The following is a 15,824-nucleotide window of genomic DNA, read 5'->3' as shown; positions in this document are numbered from 1 at the left end:
TCCTGGGCCTGGGATCGGTTCCTTATTTGCTGCGCTCTTGCGGTTGATCGAAATCGGGGTAGCCCCCCGTATGCGCCGATGCACCGGGAAATCCGATTCGTTCGGAGACGCCCGGCGTGTTAAGATACAGCCCGGCGACATCGGTTCGGAGCTGCTTGTAAAACCCGGGCACCGAGGCTTTCAAGGCCATCAGCACGGCGTGTAGCTGCTCGGGCCCAAGCCGGGCCAGCGGCTGCCCGAACTGCTCCTTCGCCGCCGTCACGGCGGCTTCGATGCCAAGCTCATACAGCCTGGCGTGAATGCCGCGCTCGATTCTTTCGGCGAGGACCGGACCCGCATTCGCCTCGGCGGCTCCTTGGTCGGTCTCATCAGCGGGAATCACACCGTTGGCGAGCACCGCAAGCCATTCCGCCTGTTCGGCAGCATTCCTTCTCATAGGTATCAGCTCCTTCGTTACAGTTGTCCCTGCCGTGCCTGGTCGGCGATATAGTCCACGGCCCGGCTGGCGATGGCCATCGCGGTCAGCGTCGGATTAAGGCCGCTGCCGGTGACGAATACGCTCGTATCGCAGATAAACAGATTGGGAATGTCGTGCGTCTGGCCGAACTCATTGACGACGGAGGAATCGGGATCGTCTCCCATGCGGCAGGTTCCCATGGCGTGAGCCCCATAATTCAGGCCGGCCCGCACCTTGCGGGCGCCGGATGCTTCCATCAGCTCTGCGGCTTTATCCCGGGCGGCACCCGCCAATCGAATGTCGTTATCAAGCCATTCGATCGAAACTCTGGCCGCAGGAAGGCCGCGGTGATCCTTGACCTCGGGATCGAGCGTCACCGTGTTATGCTCGCTCGGAAGTCCCTCGGCATGAGCCCACCAGGCGGCGGTGTACGGATAATCCTTCAGAAATTGCTTGAATTCCGGGCCTACGAAATCGCCGCTCAATGTGGCGTAGGTGACCGGGGTCATCATGTAGGACAGGAGAACATAGCCGCGCGCATAATCGTTGCGGGAATCCGGCTTGTAGTAGTCCTGCACCATGACCTGCCCCATCTGTATGCCCTTATAAGCGTTGACCGGCTCTTCGAACGTTCCGAACACCTGCCATGTCGGATGGCTGAGCATGTATTTGCCGACGGCTCCGCTGGAGTTGGCGAGTCCGTCCGGGAAGGCGGGACACGCCGACAGGAGCAGCAGGCGGGGCGTTTCCACCGCATGAGCCGCAAGAATGACGAGCTGCGCGCTCAGCTCGTGCTCTCGCCCTTCGGCGTCCAGGTAGAGGACGCCGGTGACGCGGCCGGCGGCTGCGTCGTATAGAACGCGATGCACGAACGCCTCGCTGATGACCTTCACGCCGGCGGCCTCCGCCTTGGCCAGGTACGTGCCCTGGCTGGTCGCCTTCGCGTCCGTCGGACAGCCCGCGGCACACCAGCCGCAGTATGTACAAGCCGGCCGCCCGTCGTACTCGACGGAGTTGATGGCGATGGGCGGGGCGAACGGATGCGCCCCGGACTTATGCGCCCCGCGCGCGAGCACCTGGGCATGCCAGCTGAAGCGGTGGGCCGGCATGGGGAGGGAATACGGCTCGGGCGCGAACGGCCCGCAGTCTCCGGCGACGCCGAAGTCTCTTTCCACCTTGGCGTAGTAAGGCGCAAGGTCCTCATAGCTTAAGGGCCAATCGGCCCCTACGCCCTCCAGACTGTAGGTGCGGAAGTCCTCCGGATGGAACCGGGGCATGACCCCCAGCCAGGTTAACGTTCCTCCTCCTACACCGATGCCGGTTTTGGGAGCGACCTGATGCTTGCCCGCATAGACGCGCGGCTCCGTCCATTGGATTTTGGCGTGGTTGGCCTCGGCGTTGGCGAAATCCGCGTTCGGGTTATACCGTTTGCCGGCTTCGATGACGGTTACGGAGAAGCCATGATCGGTTAGCTCCTTGGCGACCAGACCGCCGGTGGCCCCGGAACCGACAACGATGACATCAACGGGCAGTTTCGACATCTTGAAATACCCCTTTCTTGACTCGCATCTTCTTGGCACTTGTGAACGATTTAACGGAGAGCATATAATAAAAACAAGCAGTGCATTTCAATTCTGGGAGCCTATTCCATATGAGCTTGCAAAAAATTGAGTTACCGGCTGAGGGAATCCTGATGTATGAGTTTCAGCATGTAGACGGTGAGGTGATGAAGCCGCACCATCATCAAGTTCATCAGATTTTGTACGCGTTGGAAGGTGAGGGCAAAATTACGTTGAACCAAAGGGTGGAGTCCTACGGCCAAGACCGCGTGGCGGTAATCGTTCCGAACTCGGAGCATTCCATCGTTTCCGATTCGAAGCTGACGGTGCTCGTGCTGGCTTTTGACGAGGCGATCTTTGATGCCGTGGTACGGGAAGAGCTGCTGCATGCTTTCTTCAACCAATCCCAGCTATGTAAGCCGAATCCTTTTACCGGAAGCGAATTAAGGCTCTTGCTGCGCAAGCTTCTGTTCGAGCAATCAAGCGGGAGCAGACTTGGGCTGCTTGCGATGAAGATCATCTTATCGGAGCTGATGATCCTGCTCGCCCGTTCCCAGCACATGCTGCAGGTTTCGGATGCGAATAGCTTAAGGGCCGAGAAGATCCGGCATTATATCGACACCCATTACTTTGAAATCGTCAGCGCTGCGGATATTGCCGCCAAGCAGGGGATCAGCCTGCGGTACATCAACAATATTTTTAAAGAGCAGTACAACATGACGCCGATGCAGTATTTGGCTGACATCCGAATCGGATTGGCGAAGCAAATGCTTGCCGAGACGGACAAGGACATCGCCTCCATCTGCTTTGAACTTGGATTTGAAACCGTTTCCACGTTTTATCGCATGTTTAAGGACGCCGTTCAAATGCCTCCGAACAAATATAGGACGCTGCATCGCATGCAAGAAGTGAGCCGGGAGGAGGAGGTCTAAAACAGAAAAGACGATCTGCTGCTCGGAGAGCAGAGCTTCCTCACGATAAATTGCCGCCGATCTGCTACGATGTAAACGCCTACATTTGAAGGTGTAGAACGTACCGGTGCTCGAAACATACCGGCTGTTCTTTTTTTCAGGAAGAACGGCTTGAGGCCGTCTGTCTGACATCCTGCGAAATAGGGGCCCGCAATCGAGGATTACAAGGCCATCATAATTCACACGGAAGCGGTTCGTCTTAGCAATCAAGGAAATGGTTTCTTAATATCGGAACTATTATTACAGCACCGCTGCCATAATCCAGGGCGTGACGAACAACGTGATGACAGCGGCCAAAATCATGGAAATGCTGGATACCGTTCCGGAGACGCTGCTGAATTCAAAGGCCTTCGACGTACCGGCGCCATGCGAGCTGGTACCGAGAAGCACGCCGCGGGCAATGTCGTTACGGATGCGGCACATGCGTATAATATAAGGTCCGACCACGGATCCGAATATTCCTGTCATCATGACGGCAACCGCCGTAATCGTAGGAATGCCGCCGATCGTTTGCGAGACATTCATGGCAATCGGGGTCGTTACGGAATGCGGGAGCAGGCTGAAGACGAGCTGATCGTTAAGCCGCAGCCCCTCAGCAAGCCAAATGGACGAGGCTACGGCTGCGCAAGAACCGGCCAGCACGCTGACCAGGATTTCGGTCGCGTGTTTTTTTATTAACGGAAAATGCTTGGACAACGGGATTGCAAAGGCGATCGTTGCCGGCTGAAGCATATCCGACAGCCAGTGGGCCCCGGTATTGTAGGATTCGAAGGAGGTTCCCGTCGATACTAACAGGATGATTAGCGCCAATGGCGTAATGATGATGGGCGATAAGATGAACATGGGTTTATACCTGTACAGCCGCTTGGCTACAATATATAGCAAGACGGTGCCGATCAAGCTGACGGCTCCGATCATGATTGCGCACGCTCCTTACGTTTGGCGATATGCTGGGCGACGAGTCCGCTGGACACCATAACGACGATGGTGCCTAACGCAACGACCAGCACGATCTGGAATCCGTCGCTCACCAGTAATTGGGGATAGGCAACAATGCCGACGGCCGGGGAAATAAAGAACAGCAGAAGCTCGGCAATCAGCCAGCTTGCGCCTGCCTCCAGCCATTCACGGCGCAGCACCTTGGTCTGCAGCAGCAGGAACACGATAATCATGCCGAGAATGCTGCCCGGAACAGGGATATGTAGCCACGCGACGAGCTTGTTCATAATAAACGAGATGACAATCAACAGAAGCACTTGAACGATAATTTGAAGCATGGTTTTCATGGCTGACAGCCCCTTTCCTTTGAAAAGTGTACAGCAGCTTCTTTCATAGGTAAAATACATATACAGAATGTTTTTCATTCCATTTGTCTATGGATGGGGGGGAGCCTATTGGACATGCGGCACCTGCAGTATTTTCTCGAGGTCGCCCATTGGAAGAGCTTTACGAAGGCCGCTCAGGCGCTTTATATTACCCAGCCCACGATCAGCAAAATGATCAAAAATCTGGAGGAGGAGCTCGGTGTTGTTCTCTTCGACCGGATCGGCAGGCGTATCGAGCTGACGGATGCGGGGGCCGTGCTGCTGACTCAGGCACAGCATATGGTCAAGTCCTTCGAGGAGATGACCTCGCATTTGGACGAGCTGATGAAGGTACAACGGGGAAGAATACGCATCGGGCTTCCTCCGATGGTAGGGTCTAACTTTTTCCCGCAGGTGATCGGCAAGTTTCGCGAGCAGTATCCGGGCATTACGCTGCAGCTGTTCGAGTACGGTTCTAAGAAGGTAGAGGCGGAGGTCGGAGCAGGGGAGCTCGATATCGGAGTCATCTTGCTGCCCACCAACGAGGAGCTGTTCGACTTCTATTCCTTCGTCAAGCAGCGGCTTATGCTGGTCGTTCATTCATCTCACCCGCTGGCTGAGAAGGAAGAGGCTTCGTTAATGGACCTGAAGGATGAATCGTTCCTCCTGTTCCATGAGGATTTCGCCCTGCACGACCGGATCATAGCCGAATGTGAAAGGCTGGGCTTCTTTCCTAATGTCGTCTATAAAAGCTCCCAATGGGATTTTATTACCGAGATGGCGGCCGCTAATCTGGGAATTGCTTTATTGCCGGAGGCCATTTGCCGGGAGCTGGACACAAGACGCCTGCGGACGATTCCATTGACAAAGCCGGCGATTCCTTGGCATTTGGCCATGATATGGCGTAAGGAAAGCTACCTGTCATTCGCGGCCCGGGAATGGATCGCTTTCACGCAGAGCATGCTCCGGCAGCCGGTGTGAGACCTGCTGCGAAACAACGAAGACCGCTCCTTTTCGGTATTGCCGAAAGGAACGGTCCTTTTCATTATAAATAGGTTAGATTTTAGGGCTCCGCGCAAATTACCCGGGAGGATTTTAACGCCTTTTTTGCGGCTCTTGCATATTTGCACGTTCACGGCATTGCTGGCAAGCACGTTGCCAGACTCTGCCTTTGCCTCAGCCGATTGGAAAATATTAATAATGATGTAATGGTTTTTTCCAATTCGCTGCCGGTATGTTTTGACATGTGTCCGGAGCATGGTTCATCCCCCTAATCCAGTCTTCTTAATACGGTATGCGGAGGAGAGCCGAGCTGAGACGGCTATCGGCTTGCCGATCCGCCCTATTGCTCTCCATGAAGAAGAGGCTGCCGCAGAATGTTGCTTCTGCTGCAGCCCCTTGCCGTCCATTATGCGCTTGGTAATGTCGCCGGTCTCGTCGATGCTCGTCTTGCCCTAAAATGCCGCTGAAGAACGTGGGGGGACAAAGGTGTCTCGTTGTTCAGCGTTGACAGGAGTGGGAGAATCATTCACACCCTTCTGCCGCCGCAAACGCGGAGGTCCCCGACAAGGACACACTCGGCGCAGCGGAAGCTGTAAATCATAACCTTTTTCATATCTGTATTTATCTCTCTAGTTGTACTTCTTTCTTTGTGCCGCTTCTAAAGCTGCTTGTATGGTCTGGAATGATCAATCCGTCATAAGGTAAAACGTGTCGACATCTCCATAGACGGGAGGAGGTTGAGAAAGGTTGCATGGGAATAAAAGGAATACCGTCCAGGTCGAAAAAGCATCCTGACTAAGGCTTCGCGGCCATATCTGGACTCATTCATTTGACAATGAGAATCATTTTCATCTAATATGAAAGGAAAGATTGCATAACATTCTAGGACGTGATTATCATGCTGCAAAGGCACGAGTCCATGCGTCATCTTCGTCTGGACTATATCGCTGCGGAGGAATTTAAGCTTCCTGTTCAGCGGCACAAGGAACTATTCACCTTGGAGGAGCATGCCTTTGGTTTTGTGCTGCAAGAAAAAGTTAAAATCCATCTGCAGGTGAGCGAACAGCAGCGAACAGGCACCGCCTTGTGCGGAGAGCTCTTTATGCTTCCTCCCCATTCCCGATGTGCGCTGGAGAACAGGAATACGGCCCCTGCGCACCTGTTGATTATCCGTTTCCAGTGCACTCCCAGGCAACTGCTGGACGATGTCCAGCTCTACTGCTTCCGGATGCCGCAAATTCGCAGCTGGATCCAGGATTTTCTCAGCGATGGCGGAAGCATGGAGCCGGCATTGTACTACCAGCTGCAGTCCCATCTGTATGCCATGGTGGCGGCGCTCATGATGTATGTTCAGAAGCCGCGCGAAATGGAGCAGGATTTGGTCGATTACGTGGAGCAGACACGGCAATATATGCTCCGGAGCTATCAGGAGGCGATGGACATGGAGGATATCGCCCGGTTATCCGGGGCCAGCCCGAGCCGGTTCTATCAAGCGTTCCGCCGGCAAACCGGACTCAGTCCCCACAAATTCATTACGAAGATCCGGCTGGACGCTTCGCTGTCCCTGTTGGCGAACACTATGTCGCCGGTGATCGAGGTCGCCCATTCGGTGGGCTATCCGGATGAATATTACTTCAGCCGCTTGTTTAAAAAGCACATGGGGATGACCCCGACGGATTATGCGGCCCGCACCAAGAAGAAAATCGCCTGTCTTTCTCCGGTCCTCCGCGGCGATTTGGCCGTCCTCGGGATCACGCCGCATCTATGCCTGGAAAGAGGCTGGATGGATGAACCGGCGCAGGCTTTGAAGGCCGTTGCTTCGAGTGAGCCGGAGCTTATTTTGACCCCGCCGGTTACAGAAGAGATCTATCGGGCGCTGGGCGAGATAGCACCGGTAGTTAAGATCGAATGGAAGAAATACCCGTGGAAGGAACGGCTGATGGACATAAGCCAGCTGTTCGATCTGTCCAGCATCGCCGAGCGATGGTTATCGTATTTCGATATGAAGGTGGAAAATGCGCGGTTTCACATACGCCAGCATCTCGGGCAAGAACCGGTTTTGCTGGTTCACGCCTCCAATGAAAGGCGCTTTCGCGTATTCGGCATGCAAATGAAGAAGATGAAGGATTTATTTTATGATGACCTTCAGGTGACCCCTCCAGATCCTGCGCACCATATAGGCGCGATGGATGTCACTTCCCTAAGCGAGGTTGCCGCGCTGGATTGCGACAATGTCCTTTTCCTGGTAGGCGCCGCCAAACCGGAGGCCTTTTGCGACCACTTGGCCGAGCATTGGAAGGAGCTCAAGCAGACCCGCAGAAGCAAGCGCTGCTTCTTCATCCGGCATGATGATCCGCTGCTGTACAATGCCTCGGCGCACGATGGCCTGGTCGATCAAACCGTGCAGTACCTGCTGCGCTCCGGGACTTGAGTCTTCCCGAATCCACCGGTTTTTGAAGGGGAAGCCTCCTTTCCCGCCGTCTAATATGCAAATCGGGTGAATGCCCGCCCAAAGCGTGATACAATAAGTTTGCTGTCATCATACATCCGGTTTCAGGGTCTATGGACAGCAAGCTTTTTTTATTGTATAGAAAATAATACACCGTGTATTTTTCGGGGGGAGCTCGCTGCTTCCTGTTGGAGCTTGGTGTTAAGTTCAATTGCGTGAGCGGCTCAACGGAATGGGTGAAGCTGGGCTGCGTTTATGGGGAGGGAATTTATGCTTTCGGGCTGCCCGGGAGCATGCGGAGCCCTTGATCCACGTAGATATAACTGGGGGATACAGAGATGAATAGTTGTTGGCAGAGTGGTTTATTTTTATATGGGAAATAACTATGATGGAAGTAGGAAAAACGGTAGTGCGATTGGTTCCAGGGAGGAGGCTACCATGAATCACAGACCACGGATCCTGATCCTTACAGCGAGTTACGGTGACGGACATATACAGGCTGCCCGGGCACTGAAGCAGTCCTTTCTTGCCCGAGGTACGGACCAGATTCTTATTGTCGATCTCATGAAAGAAGCGCACCCGCTTTTGAATACAATTACAACCACCTTATATTTAAAAAGCACCCAGACCTCCAAATTCGGTCTTGATTATTACGGCTGGAGCTATTATATGACCCGGGAAACCAAGCCGGACCTGGCATGGAACCGGTATTTCAATATTATAGGCAGAAAAAAACTGAAGGAAATTATCGAGGAAGAGCGCCCGGATGCGGTCATCAATACGTTTCCTTTCGGTGCGACACCGGAGTTGTGCCGAAGCATGGGCATTCCATGCTTTACGGTCATTACCGATTTCGCCCTTCATTCCCGCTGGATTCATCCGGAGATGGACAAATATTATGTTGCCGCGGAAGAGCTGAAGAAGCAGATGATCTCGCTGGGGCTTGCCGAGCGTCAGGTGGAGGTAAGCGGCATTCCGATCCGGAGAGACTTTATCCAGTATGACCGATCCAGTCCCAATCCTTTCGAATCGAGGCTGGACCCGGGGAAGCCTACGATCCTTATTCTGGCAGGCTCCTACGGGGTGCTCGGCAACGTGGAGGAGATGATCCGCTCCATTCTCTCTATCGAGGAGTGCCAGGTAGCGGTCGTTTGCGGCAGAAATCATAAGCTGGAGCAAAAGCTGCTTATGCAGTATGCGGGCCGTGATGATGTACACATTTTTGGATTTTTGGATAATATACATCAGTTAATGGCCATTTCTTCCTGTATTGTGTCCAAAGCGGGCGGTCTTACGCTGTCGGAATCGCTGGCGCTGCAAATTCCTATTTTTATATTCAAGCCTTTTGCCGGTCAAGAAAAGGAAAATGCCGTTTTCCTGGAGAGCAAGAAGGTGGCGTCCATCTCAGGCAATCTGGAAGAGCTGACGGAGCAGGTAAGACAATTTTTGTCAGAGGAATACCGATCTGTCGATATCAAGCGTCGCATGAAGCTGCTGCATCCCAAATGCGCGGCAGACTTTATCGCTGACGATGTGCTCAGCACGATAGACCATAAGGTGATTGTAGGCTCATAAATATTTCGCATGGAACAGGGGATAACTAACTTATAGGTTATAGGGAAGAAGGTGGAACACCGATGACAGCCTCTTCTAAACGATCCTTTGCCGCGCATATGCTATTGTACGGAATTATTTTATTTCTTGTTGAGTTCGTCCGGGGGGCCTTTCTCGTCTCCTTCCTGCCGACGTACGCGGTACATGCGCTGGGCTTTACCGTTACGACGGTGGGCTGGGCCGTCTCGGTCCATTATGTCACCGATACATTCATCAAATGCTATGCCGGATATTTGCTGGACCGGTTTCCGCTCCGATTGATCGTGCCGGCCGGGCTCGTTGTTTCCTTGGGCGGGCTGTGGCTGTTGTACAGTGTAAAGTCCTTGTGGCTCCTCATCGGGGCCTCCGCTTTGTTCGGTATCGGCATGTCGCCGATCTGGCTTGTCTGCCTGAGCAAGGTTAGACCTGAGCATCGCGCGGAGCATATGGGACTGCTGTACACCTGCTGGCTTGCCGGACTGGGGTCGGGTCCTGTCGTACTCAACTTCATTATGGACATCAGCTACTCCATTTCCTATTGGTGCATGATGATATTATGGGGAATCAGCCTGCTCTTGTCCTTTTTTATTTCGAACAAAAAAGCATCGACTCCTGCACAAATTCCTCTTCGCGATCAAATCTCCATGCTATGGGAGCGGCTTCGCACGATGAAGTCCTTACTCCCCGGCATGACTCTACAAACAACGGCAGCAGGGATGTTAGTCCCTGTATTGCCCGGCTTTGCTTCTAAGGTTCTCGGCTTCAATTATTCCCAATATTCTTATTTGCTCATTGCCGGAGGCGCGTTCACGGTTATGGCTCTGATTCCTATGGGCAAGCTGTCGGACCGGTTCGGGAAAAAGTGGTTTCTCATAGCAGGCTTCACCGCCTTTGCGGTCATCTTATTTTTGCTCACCTTTGCCAAATATTTGTGGCTCTCGCTGCTGCTTGCGGCTTTATTAGGCATATCCTATGCGGCGGTACTCCCGGCCTGGAATGCGCTTCTCGCCCAATATGTTCCCAAAAACAATCAGGGCATGGGATGGGGACTCTTCTCCAGCGTGGAAGGGATCGGGGTCATTATCGGGCCGGTGCTTGGAGGCTGGATTGCCGACACCTTCAGCGAAAGCTTCACCATCATGACCAGCGCCGTGCTGTTAGGCTTCATTGCGGTTTACTATTTCGTGGCTCCTCCGGAGGGAGCGGGAAAGATGGCTGCACTTAAGAAGTAGGAGGGTGAGTTCAAATGGGTTACTTCGTCTGGATGGTTGTCCTTGTGCTGGCTTTGTACACGATTATTCCGACGCTCCTGGTCCGGTTGTTCGGCTGGGGGGCCTACCGGAAAGGAAACGCGGACCGAACGGTATTCCTCACCTTCGACGATGGCCCGGACCCGGATTATACCCCCCGGCTGCTGGATTTGTTAAAGCGGTATCAGATTCGGGCGACGTTCTTCGTTCTCGGTTCGAAGGCAGTCCAGTACCCGGGGCTGATCATGCGAATGAAGGAGGAAGGCCATCTGGTCGGGATCCATAACTATTCCCATTGGACCAATGCCTTCATGACGCCAAGAAGAGTGCGCAGGCAGCTGAACCATGCCGTCGAGGCCATTGAGAGCATTACCGGCGAAAAACCGGTCTATTACCGGCCGCCCTGGGGAATTATCAATCTGTTCGATTTCTTGCTGTTAAAAGATTTTCGCCTGGTGCTGTGGTCCTTGATTGTAGGGGATTGGCGGAGCCGCGGAGGCACCGTGAAGATCAAGCACCGGCTTCTGTCGCGCTTCAAGGATGGCGCAGTGATCGTGCTTCATGACAGCGGCCAGACGATAGGAGCGAATTCGGACGCGCCGGAATATATGCTGCAAGCCCTGCATGCCTTTATTGAGGAAATGCAGCGGAAGCAGGTTACGTTCCATACCGTAGATGAGATTGGCTGGTCTAACGAGCAAATGGATAGCCTTAGCTGGTACAAGCGGCTCCCGTTATCGCTGTGGCTGAAATGGGAAGGGCTCTACCATTCCTGGTTTGAGCTGGAGCCTGTCGATCCGGACAACCGGCTGCTCTATTACCGGGTGTGCACCTATCACGGCAAACGTATCGCGCTTCCGGACGGAGAGGAGATCCGCAAAGGGGATCGGGTGATTGAGCTTCATTTCAATAATGAAATGATGTTCCGCATCGCCATGGACACCCGTTCGATGATGCAGCTGGCCGTCCAGCTGGTACGCGCGGTGCAGCAGATTATGCCCAAGATGACCGAGCGATTCATGAATGATGAGACGACGAAGGATGTCAAAGGAATATACGGCATCACGATGATCAACCGGGGACCTAAGCAATTAGGCTTTACGGTAACCGATTTGCCCCGCGGAATTTTTTTCGTACTGACTAAGCTTTATTTGCGCACGCTGCTGGTGGTCGTCCATCCTCAAGGCAAGAAGCGGCTGGAGATCAAGAAGGAGCTTCTGACACCCAAAATTTTGGCCATATCGACCAAGGAGCTGCAAAAAAGATATTCCGTTTCCCCTGGTACATAACCGCGCCCTGTTAGGGCATATTATCCCTGATCTTACATTCTAGGATGAAGGGGTGACATGCTTGTGAAACGATTGGCCATGCTGACCGTTTCGCTGCTGCTGTGTGCTGTGATGGCTCCGTTCGCCGTACACGCTGCCGATGCTATCTATGGGGGAGACCCTTACCATTTCGGTTTCAAGAAAAGCAGAAATCAGCAGCTGGCGTCCATTAACGAGGAGGGCTTCAAGGATATTATCCAGAAGAATGAAGCGATCTTCCTGGGGGATGTGACCCAAAAAGAGCTGTACTTGACGTTCGATAACGGCTACGAGAACGGCTATACGGGGCGAATCCTGGACGTTCTGAAGGAGCATAAGGTTCCGGCCATCTTTTTTGTGACAGGGCATTTTGTCAAGGATCAGCCGGAGCTGGTGAAGCGGATGGTGGAGGAAGGACATCTGATTGGCAATCATTCGTGGAGTCATCCCGATATGAGCCAAATATCCAACGAGCGCTTGAGAGAAGAGCTCGAGAAGGTGCAGGCGGAGGTCGGCAAGCTGACCAGCCAGAAGGAAATGCATTACCTGCGTCCGCCGCGCGGCATATTCAACAACCGGATTCTCGCGGAGAGCAAGAGCCTCGGCTACACGAGCGTATTCTGGTCCGTTGCCTACCGCGATTGGGACCCTAAGACGCAAAAAGGCTGGAAGTACGCTTACGATAACGTCATGAGCCAGCTGCATCCGGGCGCCGTCATCCTTCTGCATTCCGTCTCCAGCGACAACGCAGAGGCGCTTGGCCGTATTATTGCTGCCGCCAAGGAGCAGGGGTATGAGTTCAAGAGCCTGGATCAAATGCAGAAGAAGACTTATTAATAGCCCGGCAGGCTGAGAGTCCTTACGGCAATAGTCCATATTTATGAAGCTCCTGCAGAAGGAGCTTTTTTTCATTTCTAAAAGCATCGGATGAGTTCTCTCCTTTGGGCTTGTTATGTTTTTTTAATGTTTTGCCCGGTTTTTTTATTCGATTGTAACGGTCTGCGGAGTAATCTATCTCTAGAGTCTTTCAGCAAGCAACATGATGAAATCCAAAGGAGAGATAGTTGATGATAAACCGCAAAAAATTCGCAGCATGGGTCATTACAACGGCTGTCGGCTTGTCCGCCATCGTACCTGCAGCCTCCGCCGCAGTCCAATTTACCGATAATGGAGCTGCAGCAGCCTACAAAACGGCTGTAGAAGAATTGGCGAAGCAGGATGTCATCTCCGGCTATGGAGACCAGGAGTTCAAACCGAATCAAAATGTAACGCGCGCCGAGCTTGCCAAGATGGTGGCCCTTGCGCTTCACGTAGAATTGAATACGACCGGCAAGCCTGACTTGTCCGATGTAGCCTCCAGCGATTGGTACCAATCCTATGCCGCAGCCCTTGTCAGCATTGGTGCCATGAAAAGCGAGGACGGCAAATTTCAGCCTAACAAGCCTGTCACTCATGAGCAATTAGTTGAGATCACGGCAGCGGTATTGAAGGTCGACGCCGAGCAAGTGAAGGGCCAGTTCGGCAGCGCATTCGCGAGCGGCAAGTTCGCAACCCGCGGAGAAGCCGCCCTGCTTGTTTATGCAGCGCAGCAAATCGCTCCGATTCAAATTACAAGCATTACACCGCTGAATGCTATCACGCTGCAGGTTACGTTCTCTGCGCCGCTTCCCAAAGAGAATACGGATGTGGATAAAGCCAAAGCGAACATTACGTTTGACAACGGCTTGAAGATATTGAACATCCCACAATTGAAATCCGGAGCTACCCAGACCTACATCGTTCCCGTGACGCCGCAAAAAGAAGGCACGACCTACACGATGAGCTACAAGGGCAGCACTTCGATGACGTTTAACGCGAATACGGAAAAGCTTCCGCTTCGTTCCGCACAGCAAGTGACAGCGGATACCTTCGAGGTAGAATCCAGCCTGGAGGATGGGGTAGCCGACTACGGTTACGTGGTCGCTTCTTACAGCTCCAGCCGCAAAGGCGCGTTCATTGTGGACGAGAACAACATGTACAACGGCAAACAGTACAAAATTCTTTCTTCCATGAGAGATAAGCAGGTATACATCACTCCGGAGGGCGGAGAGACGATCGTTGCGAACTATGTGCCGTTCACCCAGGCTACGGACGGCAGACAGGCGCCTAAGTTCCGTCTGCCGAACGGTCAGAAGCTCCAGGCGGGCGTAAAATATACGGTGACCTCCGATTGGGCTACTATTGCCAGCGGCACGTTCACGGCCAAGGAAGTCGCTCCGCTGACCATCCAATCGGCGGCACAGGTGAATGAGACCTCCATTGAGGTGACATTGACACAGGATCCTAAGGATGAGCTGTTTGCACTGCGCAGCGTGACGCTGACTCCGGCAGGCGGAGGAACGCCAATTACGGCTCAATACAAGCTGACCAGCCGCAAAGGGGCGACAGGCACGTTTGATTTGCAAAACGGAGCGAAGCTGGCCGCTGGAACGACTTACACAGTAGCCCCTGCAGGAGACTGGGCAACCGCTGCGGGAGTGAGCCTGAGTACGAAATAAATAACCATAGGTTAATTAAATAGGTGAAAATACGGAGCGGCCTGTCGGGAATGGGCCGCTCTTTTTTCCTATGGCGGCCAACAGAGAATAGGTTGTGCAGGATGAAAAAAGAAGAGGTGAAGCTTGTGCTTAATCATCGGATGAAAAAAAGAATCATGACCGTCATTGCGGTTATCGGGGTCATGCTTGCGATCATGGGATGTTCCCCGCAGCGGGGAATGGAAGGGACGTCCGCTCCCGCAGCGGAACCATCCCCGATGCCTGCGGATCCTGCAGTAAAGGCGCCGGAGAAGGTGGAGCCCGAGCTGCGGTACACCCTGATGATCACGCATTCCAAAAGCGACTACATCTCCTTTACGGATGGGGAGAAAGGAATAACAGACAAGGTCACGGCCGGTGCGTTTCCATTCGGGATCGCCTTGGATGAGACGCGCCGTCGTGCTTATGTGTCGACGGCGGAGGGGGTTGCGGTTATGGATACCAAGCTGCACAAACGCTTGGCTTTGGTTCCATATGAGTCCCATATTAAGGAAATAAAATTCGGGGAATATCGTCCCGGCGGAATGGGCATCGCCGTATCTTCGGATGGCCGTTATGTGTATGTCGGTGTCTACTTGCCGGGCCAGCCCAGCCGGCTGGAAATCATGGATACGGAGAAGCTTGCGATGACCGGAAGCGTTCCGGTAGGGATCAGACCGTTCGATGTGGCTGTGAGCCATGACGGAAGTGAAGTGTACAGCATCGACCATGATTCCTACACCGTTACGATAGTGAATCCGCAAAAACTTACGGCGCGGCAGGTGAAAGCAGCGCCTTTCGGCACGGGAGGAGGGGGCTTCGAAAAGCCGCACTACGCTATCGTAAGGGAGGATGGACGGCTGCTGCTTCCTTACCAAGGAAGAGGCCTCGTCGTTCTGGACCCGGCTGCGGGAACGTCGGAGACGAAGCCTTTGACCGGGAATACGCATCAGGAGGGAGTAAGCCTGACGCCGGACGGCAGGAAGATGCTTATTGTGGGGAACGGGGCCGCCGGAAGCGCGACCGGAAAGCCGAACTTGACCTTGCTGGACATAGGGACGATGGAGGAACGGATCCTTCCTTTGGACCGTCCCCACCAGATGGTGGCGAGCAGTCCGGACGGACGTCTGGCTTATTTGACGGGAGGAGTTACCCTTACCGGCACCGGCTGGGACGGGCTTACGGTGGTAGACTTGTCCGATGGGACTTCGAGGGAGCTGGTTCTGCCGGATTATCCGCTGGATATTGCCGTTGTAAAGGAATCGCAAAATTGACCGGAAAAAGGAGCTGCAGAGGGCTCCTCAGGCTGTCGATAAACCCTGTTTTGCGCGAAATATGCTATAGCGGAGGTGGGGTATGCCCTGGAGGAGTTTACGT

The 15,824-nt window shown here is 53.6% G+C and carries 13 protein-coding genes; 9 read left to right on the top strand and 4 right to left on the bottom strand.

The window, feature by feature from the left end:
* Nucleotides 1–22: 22 nt before the first annotated feature.
* Nucleotides 23–436 (bottom strand): gluconate 2-dehydrogenase subunit 3 family protein, encoded by a 414-nt coding sequence (locus tag B1728_RS15905; protein ID WP_079911220.1) that lies wholly within the window; start codon nucleotides 434–436, stop codon nucleotides 23–25.
* Between the two features lie 17 nt (nucleotides 437–453).
* Nucleotides 454–1,998 (bottom strand): GMC family oxidoreductase, encoded by a 1,545-nt coding sequence (locus tag B1728_RS15900; RefSeq protein WP_079911219.1) that lies wholly within the window; start codon nucleotides 1,996–1,998, stop codon nucleotides 454–456.
* A 110-nt stretch (nucleotides 1,999–2,108) separates the two neighbouring features.
* Between B1728_RS15900 and B1728_RS15895 the strand changes: the two genes are divergently transcribed.
* Complete coding sequence (locus tag B1728_RS15895) at nucleotides 2,109–2,948, top strand: helix-turn-helix domain-containing protein (protein ID WP_079911218.1); 840 nt, start codon at nucleotides 2,109–2,111, stop codon at nucleotides 2,946–2,948.
* 279 nt (nucleotides 2,949–3,227) lie between these two features.
* Here the strand turns inward: B1728_RS15895 and B1728_RS15890 are convergent, their stop codons facing one another.
* Nucleotides 3,228–3,905, bottom strand: a complete 678-nt coding sequence (locus tag B1728_RS15890) for an LrgB family protein (protein WP_179136041.1) — start codon at nucleotides 3,903–3,905, stop codon at nucleotides 3,228–3,230.
* Nucleotides 3,902–4,273 (bottom strand): CidA/LrgA family protein, encoded by a 372-nt coding sequence (locus tag B1728_RS15885; RefSeq protein ID WP_079911216.1) that lies wholly within the window; start codon nucleotides 4,271–4,273, stop codon nucleotides 3,902–3,904. The genes B1728_RS15890 and B1728_RS15885 overlap by 4 nt, the downstream gene beginning before the upstream one ends.
* 108 nt (nucleotides 4,274–4,381) lie before the next feature.
* Here B1728_RS15885 and cidR point away from each other — a divergent pair, with 108 nt between their 5' ends.
* The 8 genes from cidR to B1728_RS15840 all read left to right on the top strand — a co-directional run bounded on the left by cidR (nucleotide 4,382) and on the right by B1728_RS15840 (nucleotide 15,721).
* Complete coding sequence (cidR, locus tag B1728_RS15880; RefSeq protein WP_079911215.1) at nucleotides 4,382–5,272, top strand: cidABC operon transcriptional activator CidR; 891 nt, start codon at nucleotides 4,382–4,384, stop codon at nucleotides 5,270–5,272.
* Nucleotides 5,273–6,191: 919 nt separating this feature from the next.
* Nucleotides 6,192–7,724, top strand: a complete 1,533-nt coding sequence (locus B1728_RS15870; RefSeq protein WP_079911213.1) for an AraC family transcriptional regulator — start codon at nucleotides 6,192–6,194, stop codon at nucleotides 7,722–7,724.
* Nucleotides 7,725–8,180: 456 nt separating this feature from the next.
* Nucleotides 8,181–9,317: an MGDG synthase family glycosyltransferase gene (locus B1728_RS15865; protein ID WP_179136040.1), complete on the top strand. Its 1,137-nt coding sequence runs from the start codon at nucleotides 8,181–8,183 to the stop codon at nucleotides 9,315–9,317.
* 62 nt (nucleotides 9,318–9,379) lie between these two features.
* Complete coding sequence (locus B1728_RS15860) at nucleotides 9,380–10,567, top strand: MFS transporter (RefSeq protein WP_079911211.1); 1,188 nt, start codon at nucleotides 9,380–9,382, stop codon at nucleotides 10,565–10,567.
* 14 nt (nucleotides 10,568–10,581) lie between these two features.
* On the top strand, nucleotides 10,582–11,874 hold the full coding sequence (locus B1728_RS15855; RefSeq protein ID WP_079911210.1) for a polysaccharide deacetylase family protein: 1,293 nt from the start codon (nucleotides 10,582–10,584) through the stop codon (nucleotides 11,872–11,874).
* A gap of 57 nt (nucleotides 11,875–11,931) precedes the next feature.
* Nucleotides 11,932–12,729, top strand: coding sequence for a delta-lactam-biosynthetic de-N-acetylase (gene pdaA / locus B1728_RS15850; RefSeq protein ID WP_079911209.1), 798 nt, complete (start codon nucleotides 11,932–11,934; stop codon nucleotides 12,727–12,729).
* Nucleotides 12,730–12,959: 230 nt separating this feature from the next.
* Nucleotides 12,960–14,429: an S-layer homology domain-containing protein gene (locus B1728_RS15845; protein WP_079911208.1), complete on the top strand. Its 1,470-nt coding sequence runs from the start codon at nucleotides 12,960–12,962 to the stop codon at nucleotides 14,427–14,429.
* A 101-nt stretch (nucleotides 14,430–14,530) separates the two neighbouring features.
* Nucleotides 14,531–15,721 carry a YncE family protein gene (locus B1728_RS15840; RefSeq protein ID WP_079911207.1) on the top strand — a complete coding sequence of 397 codons (1,191 nt, stop codon included), beginning with the start codon at nucleotides 14,531–14,533 and terminating at the stop codon, nucleotides 15,719–15,721.
* Nucleotides 15,722–15,824 lie beyond the last annotated feature (103 nt).

The organism is Paenibacillus sp. 32352 (genome assembly GCF_002042965.1).
Lineage (GTDB): Bacteria > Bacillota > Bacilli > Paenibacillales > NBRC-103111 > Paenibacillus_S > Paenibacillus_S vulneris.
The sequence above is the reverse complement of the archived record's forward strand: the minus strand, read 5'-3'. Positions and strand labels throughout refer to the sequence as shown.